We start from the raw sequence: 21,751 nt of genomic DNA on the forward strand, positions 1-21,751 counted from the left end.
TACTTAATGCAAGATACCCCAGTGCGCCACTTAAATACTCTTGCACTACACGGTATTTAAACTCTTCTGTATGTTTAGCCATTAAAAAACCCCAAAAGTTGGTGTCCAACTTTTGGGGTTCAGTTTAAGATATCATTCTTCGCTGGCTTTTTTGTCCTCATCTAATCCAATTTAATCTGCATTAAACTTGCACTCGACCTCCATCAGGCAATATCGTCTACTAGCGTCAAGAGTAATCAAAGGAAGAATTATTTTCCAGCACTCACGCCACCAATACCATCAACTGTTTTACTGATAGATTTAGGATTACCAAAATAATTTAATGAGCCTATGCCTTGTACATTCGCTTTCAGTTTTTCAGTTGCGGTGACTTCAACCGAGCCAATTCCTTCTACTGTGGCGTCAACATTTTCTGCTACCAAGCCTTTCGCATCGACAAAGCCTACACCTTGTGCACGCAATTTAAAGTCACGCACTTTTCCGCTCATTTTTAATAATCCAACGCCTTCGTAATTTAATTCAAAACGCTCGCCAGCGATTTTACTAACGGTGGTTAAACCCGCGCCTTCCATTTTAAACTTGGTCAAGGTCGGCATCGTCACGATCACTTTCAAATCATCAGAAATGCGAATATTCTTCTTTTCTTTGTAACTGATCAATAGCTCATCACCTGCAATGTCGGTAATAATTTTATCCATGTATTTATCATCGCCTTTGACAGTAATTGAATGTGCACTACCCACCACCACTTCAACTGACAAAGCGCCTTGCGTACGAATCGTATTGAAAGGAGAAACTTTGCGAACTTGCTCACCCGCCGCAGCGAAAGAACTAGCAAGCACCAAGCCAACAGTGAAACAAGAGACGATGAATTTGCGCATGGGGAACTCCGTAAGTAAAAATTAAGTAAAGAACTACATCGAGTGATGAGAGTCTGCCAGTATTTTTTAAAATTGTCTGCGAAAAAAGATGAAATGTCAGTTCTTGGGAGCAGAATGCAAAAAAGCGCGATCAACTGCGCAGCATTTCAAAACCATTTTGATCTATCGTAACGCGCAAGTTTCATCTCACATTCAATGCAAAACGGCGCAAAGATGCGCCGTTTTGTGATTACACTTTTCCGTTCTTTTGCACTACATTTCTTACTGCCTATTTGTACTTGAGGCTGCGGATCTACGATATTGCCATAGAGTGAATTTGCTTACCAAATCACTGTTTTACTCAGCGACAAATTCTCTTACTTATTTACTTGCAGCTGGTACCGATGCTGCAGCCTTTTCAGTTGTTTTCTCAACTGCTTTTTCTACTTTTTTCACTGCTTTGTCAGCGTGCTTTGCTGGTGCACCTTTCACATCAGCACTCGCTGCTGCTTTTGCAGCTGCTGGTACGCTTGCTGCAGTAGCGCTTGGCGCACTTGCTGGAACACTAGCCGCTTTAGTTGCCGCGCTTGCGACTGCACTAGAGGCTGCTGTCGCTGCTGCGGCTGCTTTTGGCGCAGCGGTTTGCATAGCAGCAGACGCTGCTGGTGCTGCTGCCGTTGCTACTGCTGCCTTAGCGCTCGCACTTGCCGCTGGTGTTTGTTCTGCATTTGCGAATGCAGCAGTCATAGACAATGTCGTTGCGATGATAGTCAATGCGATTTTTTTCATGATGAATTCCTATGTAGATCAAATGAATTAAAGTGAGTTTTGTATTCCGGTACAACTTTATTTTGTCTTGCTGTTGCGCAGTGTTTGCTGCGTACATCCACAACGGGCTCAAGTTTTTTTGTGTTGACACGAATTTCAAATTTTTTTAAAAATTTTTTTGCCTAAAAAATTTAGATCATTTTTACCACGTCATTTTTCACACAGTTATTTTCCACTGATATAGAAAAACCAAAAAAGTGGAAATTAAATATCTTCACTTTCCAGTGCGAAAGAAATCACTAAGGATCATAAAAAAAGCGAAAGGAAATGGGGGCAAAAATAAGCCTTTCAAGTCCCTCAAAAATATAAGTTATTTTCTCTTGAAAAGCCTTTTCCGCATCTACATATCGGAATCAGCAGATGCTCAAGTGAGGTCTGCAAATTTAATTCATTCATATCGCTTCAACTTATAAGGATATATATCATGCGTAATTTTGACTTCTCTCCACTCTATCGTTCCGCCATCGGTTTTGATCGCTTAGCTCATCTCATCAATGAAGCACAACGTGCCGAGGCAACGCCAAGCTATCCACCTTACAACATCGAATTGGTCAATGAAGATCAATATCGCATCAGTATGGCTGTCGCCGGTTTTGATCGCAGTGAAATCGAAATTGAAACTGAACGTGATGTATTGAAAGTAGTTGGCCGCAAAGCAAAACCAGAAACCCAAGGTACCTACCTGCACCGTGGCATCGCTTCACGCGATTTTGAACACAGCTTCCGTCTGGCGGATCACGTCAAAGTCGTTGGTGCGCGCTTAGATAATGGCTTGCTCAATATTGAATTGCAACGCGAAATTCCTGAAGCACACAAACCTCGTCGTATCTTGATCGATGGCGAACCACTACGCACGGTCAACAATGTCGCGGCACCGGATCAACTACAGGCTGCATAATGATCCGCAAGTAATCAACTTAGTTTTAAAGTTCCCCTCCTAGCGTGGCTGGCAACAGTCACGCTTTTTTTATAGCGATTCTCAATAGCGCGGTTTATTCCTCTGTTAAGCTTTTGCGTCCGCGCTGCAAAATACTTACACAAATATTGAAGGGGGAAATAAATGCAATCTTTACTCAAAGCAGTTGGTATTGGTTTGTTGTGGATCGCTAATATCAGCTTTGCCCAAGTCGCTACGGTTCGCGTTGATTATCTACACAGCGGCAATGCAAAGACCGAGCATTTTGCTTTAGACCGCGTGTTAATCGAACCGCTGCCTTGGCCTGGCAATCTAAATAAGAATATCGATCAAACAAATCGTGGCGTGAATTTATTTGAGGTGCGAGATAAAGCAAGCGGCGAATTAATTTATTCACGTGGATTCTCTACCATCTTCGCGGAATGGCAAAGCACCGCGGAAGCAAGCAAAATTGATCGTGGCTTTCAAGAGTCTTTGCGTTTTCCCAAACCGACCAAACCCGTCAACATACGGATCTTGAAACGTGATGCGCAAAACCAGTTTCAATTGGTATGGAATGTGGATATCGATACCGATGCGCCAGATGTCATCAGAAAACAAGCTGGTGCCGAACTCAAACCTATTCCTATCCATGTGAGCGGCGCGCCAACGGATAAAGTCGATTTACTCATTATTGGTGATGGCTATACGCAAAAACAAATGGGAAAATTTGTCTCAGACGCTAAACGACTAAGCCAATTTTTATTCACGGTGTCGCCTTTCAAGGAGCGCGCAAAAGACTTTAATGTTTGGGGCTTAGCGGTTCCCACAAAACAAGCGGGCGTATCACGTCCATCAACCGGAAAATTTCATGCTTCAACAACGGGGGCGAGCTATGATATTTTTGGCAGTGAGCGCTATGTACTCACCCTAGACAATCGCGCCTTACGCGAGATCGCTCAACATGCACCTTATGAATTCATTGAAATTCTAGTCAATAACGACACCTATGGCGGTGGCGGTATTTTTGGACAATTCTCAACCGCCGCGGCGGGCAGTGACTGGGCAAATTACTTGTTTGTACATGAGTTTGGTCACCATTTTGCTGGTTTGGCGGACGAATACTATACTTCGCCGGTTGCCTACCAAACAGGGAATGAAATTCACACCGAGCCTTGGGAACCGAATGTCACCGCTTTAAAAGATAAAACTCAATTGAAGTGGAGACAGTATTTGAGCACAGATACAAAGCTACCTACTGCATGGCCAAAGGAAATCTACGAAAATGCCGCGCGCCAATTCCAAAAAGTACGTGCTGAACTAAGAAAAAACAATCGCCCAGAATCAGAAATGAGTGCCTTGTTCAAAAAAGATTTGCACGAATCGAGTCAATTATTTAGTAAAGATCCAAATTACCAAACTATAGGCGCATTCGAAGGTGCGAACTATGAAGCAAAAGGTTATTACCGCTCACAAATGCAATGCTTAATGTTTGACCGTAGCGAGCAATTCTGTCGAGTTTGTCAGGATGGAATTTCGACGATTATTGATTTGTACTCGCGGTAAAGCGAACAAGGCATTATCAACCACAACTTTTTGACATCTCCACGACACAGACAGTCAAACATGGCACGATTCTGTGTGACGCTAAACACACACCACCTCTAATTTTTCTAAATGAGATCGACCGAAGTCTTTGCGCATCGCATAAAGACTTTCGTCGATTTTATGTTTCACTTCAGCACTGGTATTGCTATCACCTTTATGCACCGATCGACATTAGATTGAACTACACTGCCATCCAACTAATTTGATTCCGCTCAACGCAAAAGTGGTATAGACAAGTAATTTTATCTAGCCTAGATAATCACTAAAATAAAGGATTTTTTAGTTATTTATAATTAAAATTTGCATAATTGACTTGTTAAATTGAGAGCAACATACTGCGCCAACTTGATGTCATATCGTCAAGCATGCAGTCTTTACTCAATATAAAAATAGCACAGCGAGACTGTGCACCCAACAAATGGAGCCCCTTTATGCAAGTCAAGCATCACTTCCAACTAGCAATATTAAGTCTGTCGATCGCAACAGGTTTTGCGCAAGCAGAAATCAAAACGAATTACTTATCGAACGTTCGCCCGCTGATTAAATTTAACGAACTCACTCGCAGTGAAAAACTTTTGTTGGCGCAACAATCTCAACTCGTCTTGCGCGACTTGTACGTCAATCGCTATCAAAAAAATGAGTACTACGGCACCAACCCCAACTTTAGCGGACATGTTGATCCAGCGGCTAAAGTGCAAGCAGTCGTTAACTCGATTGATAGCTTGAGCACGACTGATTTACATAAAAATTTGAGTCAAATTTTTGTCAGTCAACGTGATCTACATTTGAATTACAACTTCCCACTACCACATGCTGCGTTCATCAGCTTTTTGCCATTTAACTTTACGCGTACTGCTTCACCGACGAATCAAAATGAAGTCCGAATCAGCAGTATTTATGGCGTATTTTTCGATGTATTTTTTCCAGATCAACGCAAACCACAAATCGGTGACTTAGTCTTAGAGTACGATGGCCTACCAATCAAACAAGCAGTCGATAAAGAAGTCATCAACGGGAATGGCGCGAACTTATATGCAGGCTTCTCGCGCGCCTTGCAAACCATGACATTTACGTCACAAGCATCGTCGCTGCCGCCAGCAAAAGATCGTATCAGCTTGAAGTTAAAATCTGCACAAACTGGCGAAGAATATAGCATCACCATTCCTTGGATGAGCCAGTACGATGACGCTGATTTAAGTCCGACCACATCAGCGGCAAACACGGGCAAGACCATGAACATGGCTTCCGCAATTCAAGCTTTAGCGATGAGTAATGAACCATTTCAAGAACGTTACAACCAATTCCTTGAAAAGAATCTCAATCAGGATCAAGGTGCATTCGCCAAGCAAGCAACCACAGAACCATCGATTAAATGGGCTATCGTCAATCGCGGTACTAAAAAACTTGGCTATATCAGTATCGGCTCATTTGTCCCAAGCCGCGTCAATGATAACGGCGCACTAGCGATTATCGCGAATCTCTTGCGCAATCAATTGGCTGCAACCGATGCCTTAGTTGTTGATGTCCGCAATAATGGCGGGGGTAGTATTGTGTATGCAGACAAATTGCCACAAATGTTCATGCCGGGTAATGCCACCACAAACTCCGCACGCTTGCTCAATACCGCACTGAACTTTAACTTCTTAAATCAAGATATCTTTAAGCAATATTGGCCAAACTGGGTCCAACTAATTACGGATGCTAGAAACACAAATAATCGATATAGCAAAACGGGAGTATTTACTACCGCCCCAGATGCGAACAGCATGGGGCAGATGTACTACAAACCAGTCGGTGTATTAGCGAATGCACGCAGTTATTCTGCAACTGATTTGTTCACTTGCGCTATGCAAGACAATGGTGCTGCAACTGTGTTTGGCGAAGATCCCAAAACAGGCGCTGGTGGAGCAAACGTGTTGGAGCACGCATTCTTTAATGCCTTTGCGCCAGCGATCTTCCCAATATTACCAGGTGGCGTCTCAATGCGTGTGTCGTGGCGTCAGAGCATCCGTAGTGGCTACAATAATGGCACGATGATTGAAGATCACGGTTGCAATGCTTCGGTTCAAGTGCCGCGTCAATTAAGTGATTTAAGCAATGGCGACCAAACCCAATTTGACAAAATTGCAGACACTTTGTTGGCAAAGCCTGCGCCTAAATCATTGCACCGTTTTTTAACACCTGTCGGCAATATCTTGAGTATTCCGGCCAGCACGCGCAGCTTTAACTTAGAGGTAGCGAACACTGAGCACGTCAAAGTCTATGTGAATAACGTACTACTGAAGAGTCACTACGTTGGCGTGTATGGAAACCCACGTACTGTCACCTTAAATTTGCCAGTAAAAGCACTTGGCGACCAATATCAAATCGCCTTCGTTGGAACTGATGCAGGTCACACACCACTGTGGAATACCAAACGCATGGTGAGCGTGACGAACTAAACTACAACCGCAATAAGCATCTTCCTCCTTGAGAGTCATTCAAACTCTCAAGGAGCTGAGATCAGGCATCAAGAATGTCGCATCAAAATATCAACTAATCACGATCTGAAAAGCACGACACTAATAATGCACGCAACCATTGATTCCCTTCATCTTGTGCAAAACGACGGTGCCAGAAGATGTTGGTTTGCAGTGTTGGTAGTTTGATGGGTGGCTTCATCGATGCCAATCGAAATGGAGCAGCTGCACTGGTCGCTAGCTTTTCGGGGACGATCACGACCAAGTCTGTGCTACTAATGATGTAGGGAACCGAAGAGAAGTGTGGAATGGTGAAACTCGCATTCGCGATCACACCTGCCTTCGCTAAGCTTTGGCTAATTTTGTCGTACGGACTTTCAGTGGTGGAGACCAATAGTTGCTCAGCCTTTAGAAAATCTTTCATCGACATATTAGACTTCATCAAGGGATGATGCTGACGATACATGCAGACGTAATCTTGTTGGAACAAACGACGGTGATATAGCGCGCCCGATACCTCGTCAAATGCGCCTAAAGCAAGGTCGATGCGACCGGTTTCCATTTCTGCCATGAGATCAAGATTATGCGCACGCACCGTCGAGATTTTTACCTGCGGCGCATGCAAACGGCATTGCTCAATCAATACCGGCATAAAATACATTTCGCCCACATCGGTCATCGCAATTGTGAAGTGCCGTTGGCTACTTGGCGCATCGAACGCTTCGTGTTGATTTAGCGCTTTTGTGATGTTAGCTAAAGCGGCAGCGACTGGATCGGCCAATTGCTGCGCCAAGGGTGTCGGCTGCATACCAAGAGAAGTACGCACAAATAGCTCGTCATTCAAGGTTTTGCGCAGACGTGCAAGCGCATTACTGACCGCAGGTTGCGACAAGTTCAATTTTCGTGCAACGCTAGAAATCTGGCGTTCCTGAAATACTTCTTGAAATACCACCAGAAGATTCAGATCAATGTCTTTGGCTTCGATCAAACCTTACCCCACTATTGATTTTATGAATGACCTACATTCTAGTATTTATATCGCAAAAATAGGTGGATTGCACTACATTAGCGAATTCTCGTGTTTTTGCGACCATACGCGGCAGCAGTGATTTGGATCTTAGATTGCTGCAAGCTCTTGGCGTATCGCTTTACTCTTTTTGGATAAAATCATGACAACAAAATACATGAGTGGTTTCGCCAATGAATTTGCGACCGAAGCTTTAGCTGGTGCCTTGCCAGCAAATCAAAATTCACCACAAAAATGTGCTTACGGTTTATATGCGGAACAGATTTCTGGCACCGCATTTACTGCACCACGTCATTCAAATCGTCGTTCTTGGACTTATCGCATTCGTCCCGCCGCAATGCATCAACCATTCGTGCAAATTGATAACGGCAATATGACCAATGATTTTGCGCAGGTGCCAAGTACGCCAAATCAATTGCGTTGGGATCCGCAACCGATGCCAACTATAGCGACCGACTTTATCGAGGGCTGGTTGACGATGGCAGGCAATGGTTCAGCGGATGCGCAAACTGGCTGCGCGATTCATTTATATGCAGCCAATCGCGATATGACAGATAAGTTTTTTTACGATGCCGACGCAGAACTATTAATCATTCCACAGCAAGGCCGTTTACATATCAAAACCGAGATGGGCTTGATCGATATTGAGCCACAAGAGATCGCAGTAATTCCTCGCGGTGTGCGTTTTCAAGTAAGGCTGCCGGATGGTGAAGCGCGCGGCTATGTGTGTGAGAATTTTGGTGTCATGTTAAAGTTGCCGGATTTGGGAGTGATTGGTTCGAATGGTTTAGCCAATCCACGTGATTTTTTAACGCCGACAGCGTGGTATGAAGATCGCGAAGGCGATTTCAAATTGGTCGCCAAATTTAGTGGCAATCTGTGGCAAGCGGCGATTGGGCATTCACCACTTGATGTGGTTGCTTGGCACGGCAATATGGCGCCTTATAAATACGATTTGCGCCACTTCAACACCATCGGTTCGATCAGCTACGATCATCCAGATCCATCGATCTTCTTGGTTTTGCAATCCCCAAGCAATACGCCTGGTGTTGATACGATTGATTTTGTGATTTTCCCGCCACGTTGGTTAGCTGCGGAAAACACCTTCCGCCCACCTTGGTTCCACCGCAATATCGCGAGCGAATTTATGGGCTTAATTCATGGCCAATATGATGCAAAATCGGGCGGTTTCCGTCCAGGTGGCGCTAGCTTACATAACTGCATGAGCGGTCACGGCCCGGATGCTCCAACTTTTGAGAAAGCCAGCAATATTGACACTAGCACACCGCAGAAAGTCGATAACACCATGGCCTTCATGATAGAAACCTGTACCATCATCAAACCAACACGCGCGGCGATGAACTCACCACAATTGCAGCCAGATTATTTCCAGTGCTGGCAAGGGATTAAGAAAAATTTCAATCCTAATCAAGCTTAATATTCGAATATCAGAGTTTGAGTATAAGTGCAATCGCTAAACCCCGAATTCAAGTCTATAGAAGGTAGTTCAAGAATGAGCGTACAACTAAATGAAACACATAATCCAGCGCTACGTAGCTGGGTCACTTCCGCCAACGATGGCAACACCGACTTTCCGATTCAGAACTTGCCATTTGGCGTATTTCGCCGCGCTGCAAGCAATGAACAATTTCGTCTCGGTGTAGCAATTGGAGATCAAATTTTAGATCTCAGCATTGCCTTGCACGCTGGCGTTTTTGCAGACATTAGTAACGCCGCTTTAGCGCATGCGTTGACTGCAAGCAATCTGAATGCTTTGATGGATTTAGGGAATCAAACGTCTTCGCAAGTTCGTTTAGCCTTATCTAAAGCCTTGCGTGAAAACGCGGCCGCACAAAAGCAATTGGTCGGTACGTTGGTGGCACAAGCAGATGCGGAATATGCTCTGCCAGCCCAAATTGGTGACTACACCGATTTTTATACATCTGTGCATCACGCCACTTCCGTAGGCAAATTATTCCGTCCAGATAATCCTTTACTGCCTAACTACAAATGGGTTCCGATTGGTTACCATGGTCGTTCATCATCGATCGGTATCTCAGGACAACAATTCCGTCGTCCAATTGGGCAAACCATGCCACCAAATGCGACGACGCCCTCATTTGGCCCCGCAAAACGCTTGGATTACGAATGTGAAGTCGGTATCTTTATTGGTCAGGGTAATGCACTCGGCGAAGCGATAGATATCGAGCATGCAGAACAACATGTATTTGGCATGTGTTTATTAAATGACTGGTCCGCGCGCGATGTGCAGGCATGGGAATATCAACCTTTAGGTCCCTTCTTAGCAAAGAACTTTGCTTCGACGATTTCACCTTGGGTTGTCACACTTGAAGCCTTAGCACCTTATCGCAAAGCATGGACTCGTGATGCAGCGGACCCACAGCCTATGCCGTATTTAGATAGCGCTGATTTGCGCAATACTGGCGCATTTGATATTCAACTTGAAGTCTTACTGCAAACTGAAAAAATGCGTCGTGATGGCTTGCCTGCGCAACGCTTGTCGCTTTCCAACTTTAGTCATTCGTACTGGACAGTCTCGCAAATGGTGACGCACCACACAGTCAATGGCTGTAATCTGCGCGCAGGTGATTTCCTTGGCTCTGGCACACAATCAGGTCCCGCACCTGAAGAAGCCGGGTCCTTGTTAGAATTAACCGAGGGCGGCAAAAAGCCAATCGCTCTTAGCAACGGAGAGCAAAGAATCTTCATAGAAGATGGCGACAGCGTTATTTTGCGTGGCTGGGCACAAAAAGAGGGAACGCCTCGAATTGGGTTTGGCGAAGTGGAAGGACGATTACTACCTGCACGTAATTTGAGCTGAAAGAAGGTTTAGTAAACCTTAAAACATGGCGCGCACATTTTGCGCGCCTTTTTTATTTGGATGATTAAAGAGCACATTCATTGCAATATCTTTCAACATGCTTCACATAAAACCACTACTTGCACCGATTACATAACATTTACAGCAATTATTTCTTCTCTTCGGAGCAAGAATTTGCTTAAATAGCTGCAGAATTTTACGAATATCCTATTTGCTATTATTAATACAGGAAAACCATGGTGCGTTTACATAAACTATTTGCCATCATCTCGATTCTGGGTGCGACTTTGTTAACTGGATGTGCTTCAGTCAAAACGGCTAGCGTGAGCGAAGACGCAAAGGCAAAGACATTCACAACCAATCCTAATCAAGCCAAACTTTACATCTATCGTAACGAATTCATGGGACAAGCCATTCGTATGACAGTTGAACTCAATGGCAAAGAAATCGGGAAAACCGGATCAAAAACTTATTTTGCAGTTGACGTCCCTCCTGGAAAACACACTATCGTTTCAAGAGCGGAAAATGATACTAGCCTCGATCTAATTACAGAGGCAGGAAAGAATTATTTTGTCTGGCAAGAAGTGAAAATGGGCATCTTATCAGCACGTTCGAAATTGCAATTAGTCGATCAAGAACAAGGTCAAGCTGGCGTGCGAGAATCAAAGCTGTTAGAAATTAGCTCGGAGGCACCCAAAAATGCATCACCTACACTTGCCACAGACCGCAATACTAGCGCTACAACCGCGAACACCAAACAGGCAAGCCCTACGTCATCAGCACCGCAGCCCAGCTCTTCTGTCGATGAGGCAAACCTAAATATTCAAAAAGTTCCCTTTGAAATTGGCGTCTCATCCGCGACAGTAGAACGTATCGCCAAACAAAATAGTTGCGAAACCGATTTGGGCGCAGGTTTACTTTACAAAAAAGGCCCAGTTGAAGTCTATCGCGTAAATTGCAAAGATGGTCGTGAAATCAAAGCGCGCTGTGAATTACGTCAATGCAGTCTATTCACACCTTAAGCTGGAAAAAAATTTAGTTTTATAGCGTTGCAATCAAACCTCAAAAAGCGTGCATTCTATGCACGCTTTTTTGTATCCATCATGATTGATGTCATCGTCGATAAAGTTGTTACCAGTTATACAGTATCAATTTATGCCGCCTGAACAATTATCTGCCTATCAATTAATCTCCGTCACTAGGCGAGAGAATCCACATGATCAACTATGTCTGTGGAATTAGATTTGTTCATTGTTCATTGTTCATTGTTCACAGCAAAGATGTGCCAGCTGCAAAAATCAATGGCACATTAACCAAATTATATGGTAACGAAAAATCTAAGTAAGCTAGCCACACCGCGAATGACTCAGCTTACTTGCGACTGATCGTCAAAAATCAAGCGATGAATACGTGCGTTCACCAAATTTAATGGGGTACTCCAATCACCTACAACTTGCTGTCGATACAAGTTCGCAGTGGGATACCATGGGCTGTCCGACCGATCTTGCAACCAGCGAAAATCCGCCTCGTATGGAAGCAATATACATAAAGGTTTGGCTAATGCTCCAGCTAAATGCGCGACAGATGTGTCGACAGAGACTATCAAGTCGAGGCAATTGATCAACGCTGCTGTATCGATTAAATCTTGCAGTTCATCTTCCATGATAAAGATGCGCTTACCAAAGCTTTGCATCAAGCTTAAACCCACGCGATCAGCGTGCTTGATATCCTTTTGCAGAATGAAAAAATCTGCATCATTCTGCAAGACTTTGGCAAACATCGAAAACGGCAAACTACGTTGCGCATCATTATGGTGTCGTGACGACCCTGCCCACACAACACCAATTTTTTTCCTTGTCTGAAGTGGTGTTTGATATGCGCAAACTTTTTCGAGCCATCTAGTTTGCAATTCCTGCTCAATTCGCAAATAAGGAACTTCATGTGGAATATTATCCGTGCCAAGTTTTAAGGCCAGTGGCAGGCTTAATAATGGACATTGATAATCGTAGTCTTGTCGCGCTGTTCCATTCTCATAAACTGCAACAGGTAGGCATCGGAACAATGCGAGCAAGGCTTTGGGCACCTCAAGCGACACTACCGCTTTTAAATCAAGTAAATTGCGTAGCAATCGACAAAACTGAATACTGTCGCCTAATCCTTGTTCTGCATAAACTAAAATTTTTTTACCAGCTAAGGATTCTTGCCCCAACCATAATGGCAGCCCCAAGTTTCTTCGAGAGCTGTCCCATTGCGCATTTTTCCAGCGCCATTCGTACAAACGCCATCCCTCGTCAAACCGACCTAAGCTAAGCAAACAGACGGACTTATTTAGACGTGGACTGACATAATCGGAATCCATCTGCATCGATACATCAAAAGCAGCAAGCGCTTCATCAAACCTGCGCAATTTCTGCAATACCACGCCCCAGTTATTGTAGAGCTTCGCACTCACTCTCTGTGCATCGAACTCTTGCCGAAAAATCGCTTCGGCCTCGTGCCATCGTCCAGATGAGATCAATTGATTTGCATAATTCATGCGACTAAGCAAATTCTCTTTGCCGACGACAGCATGCGTCTGAAATTGCGCGTTACAAGCACGCACAACTTTTTGTAGCACTGGAGACCAATCTCGTGCCTGTGTTTGACGGAATAATCGTACACAGTCATACCAAGGGCTATCGGAACGCTCTAGCAACCATCTAAAATCGGGAACATGCGGTAAAAGAATCCAAGTCGGCATTCCTAGCCCGGCAGCCAAATGTGCGACCGACGTATCCACGCTCACCACTAAATCCATGTGCATAATTAGCGCGGCAGTATCGCTGAAGTTCTGTAAATCTTTGGAATGACCTCTCATCGAGAGCATTGCCATTGTTGATAGATCAGCCGACTTAATCTCTTTTTGTAATGAGTGAAATTCGACATCACAAGCTAACTCGGCGCTAAGAACCGAAGCCAATTCCGCAAGGCTCAGACTACGATTTTTATCATTGCTATGCTTGTCTGATCCCGACCAAACGATACCGATGCGAGGTCGAAGTCTTGGCCCCAGAATTTGCGACCACTTGGCGCGGCTTTCATCATCACAATACAAATAAGTGCCAAAATTAGGAATGTTGTTTAAATCGGTTTTCAACACGCATGGTGCTGTCAACAAGGGTAATTGATAATGAAATGCAGGTACCTGATCGCCGGCACTAATCACCTCAATCCGTTCGCACTCTGGCCAATGCGAAACACTAGTTTGCATCAAGCGAAAAAGCGGCTGATTAACGACTAAATAGACTTTCTCAGCGGACTTCGCGAGCACACGAGCGTAACGACTAAATTGTATGGTATCGCCATAACCTTGCTCAGGATGCAGGATGATGGTTTTCCCATTTAGCGATTCCGTGCCATCCCAGACAGGGTAGGCTGATAATTCCTTATGAATCGACATTGCAGTGTTATGCCAACGTGCTTCATACAGAGGCCAGCCCTCTGCGAATCTTCCCAACAGCAAACACAGCATCCCCTTATTCGCGGCGGCCACAAAATCATGTGGAGCTTGTATCAAAATCTCGTCATAAGCAGCAATAGCTTCATCGAAACGGTGCAAATTCTGGAGTGCATTCGCACGATTATTCGGCATGCCCACCAAATTGGGGTCCAGCTCTAGTGCGCGATCAAAACTAGTAAGCGCTTCATTATATTTTGCAAGAGATAGATAAGCGATTCCAAGATTACCGTGTGCTTTCGCATACGTATGCTGCAATTGAATCGCCTGCTGGTATGAAAAAACTGCCTCTTGAGCACGATCTAAATCCAAGAGAATATTCCCTCGCAAGTTGTACGCGATCTCTGAGTCTGGTTTGATGCGTAACAAGTTTTCGATGTAAGTTAAAGCCTCGTCATGTTGTTTCAGCGCACGAAGGCTAGCCACCAATAATAAAGTCAATTCCAACGAGCCTGGCAGATGAACCAATGCGTGCCGCAATCCCACGATGCGCTCTTCATGTCGCCCCATACTGGCAAGCAATGCAAATTTGTTTTTATAAGCGAGCTCATATTGTGGATTCACCGAGATCGCTAAATCAAATTGTGCTATGGCGCGATCAAATAGTTTCTGCTGTTTCAAACACAAACCGTAATTATGTAAGGCGAGTAGCTTGCTTGGTTGCAGCGCGAGCGCTTTCTCAAAATACTGCGCGCTTTCATCTAATTTTCCAAGTTGTAAGTAGAGCGTAGCGAGAGAAACTAAAGCATCCACATGGTTGGGAGACGACTCAAGTAAGGCCAAGTAAGCGCTTAGCGCCTCTTGCAATTGGCCTGCTTGGTGTTGCTGGAGGATAGAGTTAAAGTCGCATGCGATATTCATGTCACAGCCAAGTAATTGCTAACGAAAAGCGTGGGGATATGCTCAATCGGGCTAAAGCCCGGCAAGCTACAGAATTATACTTTCACCAGCTGTACGCTAGTAAGCGCATTCATCGTAATCGATTTAACGCTATCGTCTTAAACACATAAGCTCATCGCTCATTAGGTACGCCGGGATTCTCCACACGCACACACTCGACCGCCAGTGCACTTGCATTCAACAAGCAAGAACGACAAATCCAACGCCAGTCTGCTACTGCATCTGCGTAATCAAACCATCCTTGATCTTTAATTCGCGCCTGTTCACAAATATTGCACCAAGCCTGCTCCGGATATTCATCGTCAGCGGGATTGATATAAATATGATGACAAGGTTGATGACCTATATGTGCGCAACTCATTACGGCGGTTCTATCGCCATGCTGATCACAGTGGATTATCTCGTTCGTCATAGTTCACTCTATAAGAAAAAAATCTTAGCCATTATCTTAGCCCTTACTAGTGACTAAGCAAAAAACCACAATGTAATTGCAATTAAAATAAATAAATATAAATCAATACACTTGCGATAAAAATAGAATAAAAATGATTATTCATTGGTGAATAGATGGAATTGGCATCGATTATATCTAGCGCAGAGCAGCAAAGAAAATTTATCTAAAAATCATGTTATTTGTATATACAAATTCTCTTGTTTTCAATATATATAAGGTATATTGAATTTCATTTTTTTCTGTTCTACTTCCCGTTCGCGCCATCGACAAACACAGCAAACCCTGTAATTTCGCAGCAATAAATGCGCTCTTGCTAGGTGCAAATGCAATGAAAAAGGCGTGACAGCACATTAGTCGCGAATTAGTCGTACATTTGTCGTAATTTAAACTGGGAGACCCACATGAAAAAATATACCAACAAAAAAACCTTTAACGCAAAGCCTCGCACTTTCAGCACAGGCCTACTTTGTGCATTGTTGTTAAGTGCATTCAACGTGACGGCAGCAGATGGAGCACGCCAAGAAATTGGAACCGCACAAGCATTGATTCGTAGCTTAGGGGCGCAGCACGCCAATCCTAATGCTAGTTTTATGCGCTCTGGCGAGGTGAGTACAGCAAAAAATAAACATCTGGATACCGAGATCACCGATTACCAACTGAAAGATGGTTTGGTCTCTGTATCAGGTAAAGCACGTGGTAGCGCGAACTCGCACTTCTATTTGAAAGGGACAGAAAAAAATCTACGTGGCTATTTAGTTCGACATGATGAGAAAAAAGCTTACGAGTACAGCACAGATGCCAAAGGGATAGTCAGTGTAACTGAAGTCGCGATCAGCAAAGTCGTTCCTGACTTGGATGAGAACTGGTTAAAGGCAACCAGCTTTAATACACTTGCTGGTGCAATCCATCCTGTATACAGCCCAATGGCACTGAGACAAGCGCGTCATATTGGCCCGTACAACAACGAAGATGTAACCAAGCTAGAAAGCAAACCTGGCAGTCCATGGGTATTTTATTTAAATCATTCCGCAGTGATGAGTGGTACTACCCCATTGAATGGGGTGACAAAAGAAAACATGTATCGCGTATGGCAAATTGTTGCTGATCAATACTCGATGTACAACATCAATATCACAACAAATCCAGCAGTTTATAACGCGGCAAAATCTGCCAATATTTTGCGTACAGGTGTCTTGAACTTTGTAAATCAAGATGGTCGATCTAACGCTCCGTTAAGCTCATTTGGCACCACTGCTGCTGGTACTCTATATCGCAATCCATCCAGCGGTTTTGACTACGGCTATGGCATAGGGATGACCGCAGCACATGAGATCGGTCATCAAATGGGGATGAATCACGACAGAGGAGGAAGTGGCGGCGAATATTTTGAAGGCATCGCTGCTTATCAATGGGGACCAATCATGGGCAATTATTGGATGGGCTCGCAATGGGCAGCTAGTCGTTGGACTTGGAGTAAAGGCGAGTACAGCACTGCCTCTAACTTTGAAGATGATTTACGCATCATGAATGTGAATGAATCAATTCCGTATGTTGCAGACGATAATCCATCGGGCAAAAATCTCAGCCTTGATAGCGCTGGTAACATCAGCCCTGTTACCAACTTCGGACAAATCGAAAGAACAGGTGATACCGATACATTTAACTTCACGGTCACCGGCAACGGAAGACTAGATTTAAAAATCGATCCCATCGAATATTTTGGGATGTTAGACGTCGACGCAAAAATCTATAACTCTGCAAACACTTTGGTCGCCAGTAGTAACAAAGCAGTGAATCGCTCAGCCGAATTCATCGCATTAAATTTAAGTGCAGGCAATTATCGCTTAGTGATCGCGGGCGGTGCTGAGGGCACACCATCCAATGGATTCTCTAATTATTCCTCACTCGGCTACTACGGCATGAAGGGGACACTCACTGGCAGCACACCACCTGCCGACATTATGCTCACCAGCGGCGTCGCACTCAGCAATCAAAGTGCTACAACCGGCACGTGGAAGTATTACGCAATTGATGTTCCTGCAGGTAAAACGAATATCGTCTTTAATGTAAACGGTGCAAATGGCGACGCCGATATTTATTCGCAACTATCGGTTAAACCAACTACGTCTTCATACAAATGTAAATCAGATGGTTCCACATCGGTTGAAACCTGCACGGTCAACGCACCTAGCGCGGGGCGCTACTACCTCGGTGTATATGCGTATTCAGCGTTTAATAGCTTGACAGTAAAAGCTACCGTCAATTAAACCATTGACGATATTGCTGGAGCTGCTACGCAAGCATCTCCAGAAGGTCGCTTCGTAAGAAGTACAAAAACTGGTGAGCATACACTACACGCTCACCAGTTTTATTCATGTAACAAGCCTCATGAGACTATCTGAGCGAACTTCTTGTTTTACAAAAATCACTAACTTCGCATTATTTATCGACAAAAAGCGACTTTGTCGAGCTACATCAAACATCGTGAGCGCAAAATAAGTGCGTCTGTCGGTTATACTTACGCCTCCTGTTTCTCCCGACTGAAAGAAATTATGTCTCAATTACCTGCCTGCCCAGTTTGTGGCATGGAAAACACCTACCCTGATAACAGCAATTACGTCTGCGCCGATTGTGGTCATGAGTGGCCGATGCAAGCGATCGAAGAAGAGTCCGATGAGCGTATCGTCAAAGATGCCAACGGTAACGTCTTAGCTGATGGTGACGCCGTTGTCTTGATCAAAGATCTTAAAGTAAAAGGCTCATCAATCACCTTAAAACAAGGTAGCAAAGTAAAAAGCATTCGCTTAGTCGGTGGCGATCATGAAGTCGATTGCAAGATGGATACTGGTAACTTTATGCTGAAAGCATGTTACCTGAAAAAAGTCTAGTTCGCTAATAAAAAGCGGTAGTGACAAACGTGAATGATTACCACTACCGCAAAACAGACGCCACCAAATTATCTAAGACTTCGGTACTGGGCGCAGCACAGAACCGGCAAGCATCCCGCCATCGATATTCAGTTCTGTCCCATTCATATACGCAGCTTCATCACTAGCGAGTAATACAGCAAGCGCTGCCACTTCTTCTGGCAAACCAAATCTTTGCATCGGACATTCGCGCACCAAGTCGTGCATACGAGCTGCTCTATCATCCCCCTGCCCTAGCATCGGTTCCCACATCGGTGTGAGGATCGCCGCCGGATGAATCGAATTACAACGTATCGCTAAACCTTGTTCTGCGCAATACAGTGCGACTGATTTAGTGTGATTACGTACTGCAGCTTTTGATGCGGCATAAGCCGCTGCAGCAGGAATACCGACTAAACCTGAGCGCGACGAGATATTGATAATTGATCCGCGCAATTTGGCAGATTGACTGGCTTTTCGCATCGTTTGGATCGCATATTTACATCCTAAAAACACACCATCCAAATTAGTAGCGAGTACAGCCCGCCAATCTTGTAGACTCGCGTTTTCTGGATCATGTGCAACGACGCCTCGCTCAAATCCAGTGATGCCCGCGTTATTCACCAACACATGCAAAACACCGTAACTTTGTAAAACTTCAGCCATCACCGATCGCCATGCGGTTTCATCACGCACATCTAAAGGCAGATAGCGGGCTCGCGCACCCAAAGAAGCTGCAAAGGCGGATCCTAACTGATGATCGATATCGGTCACAATAACGGTGGCACCTTGATCAACAAACGCCTTGGCAATAGCTGCGCCAATCCCCCGCGCTGCACCGGTAATCAGTGCGATTTTTTGATGTAATCGTTGCATAAAACATGCTCCTTAATTGAATTTTAGAATCAGATATTTCCAGTATCAGGAGTTAGATGTCGATACAAATCAACGATAAGATTTATTCCAACTCCTTATTCAATTGCGGTGTTCATGTCAGTTTCTCCTTCGGAATAGTTTCAGGTCAAAAATCAAACTGATAGAGGACGATTAAAAATCCATTCGGCGATGAGTAAGTTCGGCACCCAACATAACCAAGAAATGATGGGATAGCACAAGTCAAATGGCCAGCCAAAAACCATCGATAAAGGTAAATAAATACGCAAGCTAACCGCTGCTAAGGTCAGAGAGAAATTGCGTATCATCCAGCGTTGATGATCGATCACATCACCGCGCCGTATCGCCCAATACGCACGCGCACCAGTGAACAACCATAAAACAGCCAAAATACCGAATCCCAAATTCGAGCCAAGTCCGCCATAGGCAAATACCGCAATCAACAATCCTGACAAACCACCAAGCACCACACCAAACCCTAAGTAAATTTTGCCTAAGTGACGATGCAACATCTGGCGACTCGCGCGCAAACGCTTAGAAAACTGCAACGGCCCGATTAGGAGCGCTAAACAAGATGCAAAGATGTGCAAATAAACGGCGATACGATGATTTTCAAAATTGATTCTCATATCGGGATGCACCAAACTTCCCAAAGGAAAAGCAGCATAAGCAATCGTCGCATAGGCAGCAACCGCAAAACTCATCAGCAACATCAAGCCGTACAATATTTTCTTTGACATTGCTTATTTGGTTGAAGAATTTGTGGTCGTCATTTCTGTCAACATCGCTTGCAACTTGGGTTCTGGTTTCCAGTAATTCGGGCCTTTCATTACCTTGCCGCGCTCATCATAAATCGGCAAACCATCTGCGCCGAGTTTTGAAAAATTGGATTGCATGATAATCGACAATACTTGATCCAAAGGCAAGCCAAATTTTGCCATTTCAGAAGCGCAGTAGACTTGTATATCGCCTAATAAGTCCGCCAACATCGTCAAGACTTCTAGTGGATCTTTTCCCGCTTGTTGCGCAGCGATGATCTCATCTATTTCGTGCACTTCCTCCAACAAAATATCTTTGAAAGCCGCCATTCTCTCCGCTGCAGGCACACCAACATCCAGCGTCGGTGTCGGGCTCACTGGTAACTTGTAGATGCCGTTAAATTTCTTAATATCTTCTGAAAATGCACTCATCGAATTCTCCTCTTTTATCTATTTATCGTCACTAGCAAATCAAATCGTCTCGACTAGCTGTTTTATCTTTTCAGCTTTTTCAAAATGATCTAACTGATGTGTTTGAATCCACCAAGTTGCCGCTTCCATCAACAATGCAGGATCGTCATTTCTATTCGCAAAAAAAGCATAAAAAGACAAACCAACATTAGCCCCCTTTTGCGCAATTTTTTGCTCGCACACCGCAATGATTTTTCGCCTCAATTTTTCTTGCACTTTGATTTTCCTAATTTACTCAAATTCGCTATCGAACTACGGTGTCGATCACACTCAACGCTTCACCCACCACCATCGGAGAAAGAATAAAATCAAGCCTGCGAGTACCCAACGAAATGACATCAAAATATCCTGCCACGAACTACCACCGACGCCAGACCATATCTGTACAGAAATCGATTCAAACTCAAAATTATCGGCTCTTACTAATTCCAACACAGGTCTGACCGCGCGCGATTCTTTGAAACGTATCGGCGCAGTTGCTTTCACCATCACCACTTGCTCACCAGCCTTGACACCCAACTTCGACAAGCCTGGAAACGCCGTCACGCGCGCGCTATCATCGCTAAAATCCCAACCAGAATTCCACATCGTACTCACATCACCTGCAGTCTTAGCACGACCTTTTAAAGTGACGACCATGGTGTAAGGGCCAGTGTCTTTTCCTGCATTGATGGGATCACCGCGCCAACGTTCCGATGTAGCGGTGACCGAGGCCATCGGCCCTGAGAGTTTTCTGTTTTCTTCAGGTGCCTGAAAATTCGCCAATCGCGTGACATCCTCTGGACTCAGCTGTATTTCGATCTCTAAGCGTTTACCATATTCACTTGATTGCGCCTTGTTATCAGCATAAGCTTGGCTAGCGATAAGCGAAAAACACACGCCAAAACATAAACCCAAATTGCGGATCACAACGCGCCACTTAGCGCCAACAGAGTGAGAGGATGTCAGAAAAGAGAAATACATAAAGTCACAAGATAAAGATGTCAAACGATAGGTGATTTTTATCAAAATAAATTTGCTAGGGAGAACTCAGTTTCAATCCTATGATTCCCAACAAGATCAAAAACAAGCTAAGAATACGTGCCAAGCTAGCAGGTTCATTGAACAGAATAATGCCAAGAATCGCTGTACCTATAGCACCAACACCAACCCAAACTGCGTAGGCGGTACCTACGGGCAGCGACTTCATCGCAAAGCCCAATAGGACAACACTAGCGAGCATCGCAGCGGCGGTAATAACACTTGGCCAAAAACGTGAAAAACCATCGGTATATTTCAATCCAATCGCCCACACTATTTCAAACAGACCTGCACATAACAAGATCAACCAGTTGATGGTAATAGAGCTCATCT

Annotated in this window: 19 protein-coding genes; 8 read left to right on the forward strand and 11 right to left on the reverse strand. The window is 44.4% G+C overall.

Going from position 1 to position 21,751, the window contains the following annotated elements:
• Nucleotides 1–248: 248 nt before the first annotated feature.
• Both KDM92_RS16105 and KDM92_RS16110 read right to left on the reverse strand, forming a co-directional pair.
• Entirely contained in the window at nucleotides 249–881 is a 633-nt protein-coding gene (locus KDM92_RS16105) for a head GIN domain-containing protein (protein ID WP_212685453.1), read from the reverse strand.
• 360 nt (nucleotides 882–1,241) lie between these two features.
• Nucleotides 1,242–1,649: a hypothetical protein gene (locus KDM92_RS16110; protein ID WP_212685454.1), complete on the reverse strand. Its 408-nt coding sequence runs from the start codon at nucleotides 1,647–1,649 to the stop codon at nucleotides 1,242–1,244.
• Nucleotides 1,650–2,112: 463 nt separating this feature from the next.
• Here KDM92_RS16110 and KDM92_RS16115 point away from each other — a divergent pair, with 463 nt between their 5' ends.
• The 3 genes from KDM92_RS16115 to KDM92_RS16125 all read left to right on the forward strand — a co-directional run bounded on the left by KDM92_RS16115 (nucleotide 2,113) and on the right by KDM92_RS16125 (nucleotide 6,632).
• Nucleotides 2,113–2,586: an Hsp20 family protein gene (locus KDM92_RS16115; protein WP_212685455.1), complete on the forward strand. Its 474-nt coding sequence runs from the start codon at nucleotides 2,113–2,115 to the stop codon at nucleotides 2,584–2,586.
• Nucleotides 2,587–2,748: 162 nt separating this feature from the next.
• The gene (locus tag KDM92_RS16120; protein WP_212685456.1) at nucleotides 2,749–4,149 is read left to right on the forward strand and encodes a M64 family metallopeptidase; all 1,401 of its coding nucleotides are present in this window, start codon (nucleotides 2,749–2,751) and stop codon (nucleotides 4,147–4,149) included.
• Between the two features lie 473 nt (nucleotides 4,150–4,622).
• Nucleotides 4,623–6,632: a S41 family peptidase gene (locus KDM92_RS16125; protein WP_212685457.1), complete on the forward strand. Its 2,010-nt coding sequence runs from the start codon at nucleotides 4,623–4,625 to the stop codon at nucleotides 6,630–6,632.
• A gap of 94 nt (nucleotides 6,633–6,726) precedes the next feature.
• Here the strand turns inward: KDM92_RS16125 and KDM92_RS16130 are convergent, their stop codons facing one another.
• The gene (locus tag KDM92_RS16130; protein WP_212685458.1) at nucleotides 6,727–7,638 is read right to left on the reverse strand and encodes a LysR family transcriptional regulator; all 912 of its coding nucleotides are present in this window, start codon (nucleotides 7,636–7,638) and stop codon (nucleotides 6,727–6,729) included.
• Between the two features lie 181 nt (nucleotides 7,639–7,819).
• Here KDM92_RS16130 and hmgA point away from each other — a divergent pair, with 181 nt between their 5' ends.
• The 3 genes from hmgA (at nucleotide 7,820) to KDM92_RS18665 (ending at nucleotide 11,541) form a co-directional block, all read left to right on the forward strand.
• On the forward strand, nucleotides 7,820–9,115 hold the full coding sequence (gene hmgA, locus KDM92_RS16135; protein ID WP_212685459.1) for a homogentisate 1,2-dioxygenase: 1,296 nt from the start codon (nucleotides 7,820–7,822) through the stop codon (nucleotides 9,113–9,115).
• Nucleotides 9,116–9,190: 75 nt separating this feature from the next.
• Nucleotides 9,191–10,519, forward strand: a complete 1,329-nt coding sequence (gene fahA, locus KDM92_RS16140; protein ID WP_212685460.1) for a fumarylacetoacetase — start codon at nucleotides 9,191–9,193, stop codon at nucleotides 10,517–10,519.
• 239 nt (nucleotides 10,520–10,758) lie between these two features.
• On the forward strand, nucleotides 10,759–11,541 hold the full coding sequence (locus KDM92_RS18665; protein WP_329603172.1) for a DUF2846 domain-containing protein: 783 nt from the start codon (nucleotides 10,759–10,761) through the stop codon (nucleotides 11,539–11,541).
• A gap of 344 nt (nucleotides 11,542–11,885) precedes the next feature.
• Here KDM92_RS18665 and KDM92_RS16150 read toward each other — a convergent pair whose 3' ends face one another.
• Complete coding sequence (locus KDM92_RS16150) at nucleotides 11,886–14,876, reverse strand: tetratricopeptide repeat protein (protein ID WP_212685461.1); 2,991 nt, start codon at nucleotides 14,874–14,876, stop codon at nucleotides 11,886–11,888.
• Between the two features lie 151 nt (nucleotides 14,877–15,027).
• The gene (locus KDM92_RS16155) at nucleotides 15,028–15,327 is read right to left on the reverse strand and encodes a hypothetical protein (RefSeq protein ID WP_212685462.1); all 300 of its coding nucleotides are present in this window, start codon (nucleotides 15,325–15,327) and stop codon (nucleotides 15,028–15,030) included.
• A 443-nt stretch (nucleotides 15,328–15,770) separates the two neighbouring features.
• On the opposite strand from KDM92_RS16155, the gene KDM92_RS16160 reads away from it, so the two are divergent.
• Both KDM92_RS16160 and KDM92_RS16165 read left to right on the forward strand, forming a co-directional pair.
• Nucleotides 15,771–17,636: a pre-peptidase C-terminal domain-containing protein gene (locus tag KDM92_RS16160; RefSeq protein WP_230408387.1), complete on the forward strand. Its 1,866-nt coding sequence runs from the start codon at nucleotides 15,771–15,773 to the stop codon at nucleotides 17,634–17,636.
• A 285-nt stretch (nucleotides 17,637–17,921) separates the two neighbouring features.
• Entirely contained in the window at nucleotides 17,922–18,257 is a 336-nt protein-coding gene (locus KDM92_RS16165) for a zinc ribbon domain-containing protein YjdM (RefSeq protein WP_189347626.1), read from the forward strand.
• A gap of 72 nt (nucleotides 18,258–18,329) precedes the next feature.
• Here KDM92_RS16165 and KDM92_RS16170 read toward each other — a convergent pair whose 3' ends face one another.
• The 6 genes from KDM92_RS16170 to sugE all read right to left on the reverse strand — a co-directional run bounded on the left by KDM92_RS16170 (nucleotide 18,330) and on the right by sugE (nucleotide 21,749).
• Nucleotides 18,330–19,151: an SDR family oxidoreductase gene (locus tag KDM92_RS16170; protein ID WP_212685463.1), complete on the reverse strand. Its 822-nt coding sequence runs from the start codon at nucleotides 19,149–19,151 to the stop codon at nucleotides 18,330–18,332.
• A 152-nt stretch (nucleotides 19,152–19,303) separates the two neighbouring features.
• Complete coding sequence (locus KDM92_RS16175; RefSeq protein WP_212685464.1) at nucleotides 19,304–19,909, reverse strand: DUF2306 domain-containing protein; 606 nt, start codon at nucleotides 19,907–19,909, stop codon at nucleotides 19,304–19,306.
• 3 nt (nucleotides 19,910–19,912) lie between these two features.
• The gene (locus KDM92_RS16180) at nucleotides 19,913–20,359 is read right to left on the reverse strand and encodes a nucleoside triphosphate pyrophosphohydrolase family protein (protein ID WP_212685465.1); all 447 of its coding nucleotides are present in this window, start codon (nucleotides 20,357–20,359) and stop codon (nucleotides 19,913–19,915) included.
• A 39-nt stretch (nucleotides 20,360–20,398) separates the two neighbouring features.
• Nucleotides 20,399–20,614, reverse strand: a complete 216-nt coding sequence (locus tag KDM92_RS16185) for a DUF6500 family protein (protein WP_212685466.1) — start codon at nucleotides 20,612–20,614, stop codon at nucleotides 20,399–20,401.
• Between the two features lie 54 nt (nucleotides 20,615–20,668).
• On the reverse strand, nucleotides 20,669–21,361 hold the full coding sequence (locus KDM92_RS16190) for a hypothetical protein (protein WP_212685467.1): 693 nt from the start codon (nucleotides 21,359–21,361) through the stop codon (nucleotides 20,669–20,671).
• Between the two features lie 55 nt (nucleotides 21,362–21,416).
• Nucleotides 21,417–21,749, reverse strand: a complete 333-nt coding sequence (gene sugE, locus KDM92_RS16195; protein WP_230408388.1) for a quaternary ammonium compound efflux SMR transporter SugE — start codon at nucleotides 21,747–21,749, stop codon at nucleotides 21,417–21,419.
• Between the last annotated feature and the right edge of the window lie 2 nt (nucleotides 21,750–21,751).

Source organism: Affinundibacterium baiyunense, assembly GCF_018139645.1.
In the GTDB taxonomy this organism is placed as follows: Bacteria; Pseudomonadota; Gammaproteobacteria; order Burkholderiales; family Burkholderiaceae_D; genus Undibacterium; species Undibacterium baiyunense.

Excerpts from the sequence above, each read along its gene's own strand:
- KDM92_RS16105 (WP_212685453.1), bottom strand. The coding sequence starts at position 881 with ATGCGCAAATTCATCGTCTCTTGTTTCACTGTTGGCTTGGTGCTTGCT.
- KDM92_RS16110 (WP_212685454.1), bottom strand. The coding sequence starts at position 1,649 with ATGAAAAAAATCGCATTGACTATCATCGCAACGACATTGTCTATGACT.
- KDM92_RS16115 (WP_212685455.1), top strand. The coding sequence starts at position 2,113 with ATGCGTAATTTTGACTTCTCTCCACTCTATCGTTCCGCCATCGGTTTT.
- KDM92_RS16120 (WP_212685456.1), top strand. The coding sequence starts at position 2,749 with ATGCAATCTTTACTCAAAGCAGTTGGTATTGGTTTGTTGTGGATCGCT.
- KDM92_RS16125 (WP_212685457.1), top strand. The coding sequence starts at position 4,623 with ATGCAAGTCAAGCATCACTTCCAACTAGCAATATTAAGTCTGTCGATC.
- hmgA (WP_212685459.1), top strand. The coding sequence starts at position 7,820 with ATGACAACAAAATACATGAGTGGTTTCGCCAATGAATTTGCGACCGAA.
- fahA (WP_212685460.1), top strand. The coding sequence starts at position 9,191 with ATGAGCGTACAACTAAATGAAACACATAATCCAGCGCTACGTAGCTGG.
- KDM92_RS16150 (WP_212685461.1), bottom strand. The coding sequence starts at position 14,876 with ATGAATATCGCATGCGACTTTAACTCTATCCTCCAGCAACACCAAGCA.
- KDM92_RS16155 (WP_212685462.1), bottom strand. The coding sequence starts at position 15,327 with ATGACGAACGAGATAATCCACTGTGATCAGCATGGCGATAGAACCGCC.
- KDM92_RS16160 (WP_230408387.1), top strand. The coding sequence starts at position 15,771 with ATGAAAAAATATACCAACAAAAAAACCTTTAACGCAAAGCCTCGCACT.
- KDM92_RS16165 (WP_189347626.1), top strand. The coding sequence starts at position 17,922 with ATGTCTCAATTACCTGCCTGCCCAGTTTGTGGCATGGAAAACACCTAC.
- KDM92_RS16170 (WP_212685463.1), bottom strand. The coding sequence starts at position 19,151 with ATGCAACGATTACATCAAAAAATCGCACTGATTACCGGTGCAGCGCGG.
- KDM92_RS16175 (WP_212685464.1), bottom strand. The coding sequence starts at position 19,909 with ATGTCAAAGAAAATATTGTACGGCTTGATGTTGCTGATGAGTTTTGCG.
- KDM92_RS16180 (WP_212685465.1), bottom strand. The coding sequence starts at position 20,359 with ATGAGTGCATTTTCAGAAGATATTAAGAAATTTAACGGCATCTACAAG.
- KDM92_RS16190 (WP_212685467.1), bottom strand. The coding sequence starts at position 21,361 with ATGTATTTCTCTTTTCTGACATCCTCTCACTCTGTTGGCGCTAAGTGG.
- sugE (WP_230408388.1), bottom strand. The coding sequence starts at position 21,749 with ATGAGCTCTATTACCATCAACTGGTTGATCTTGTTATGTGCAGGTCTG.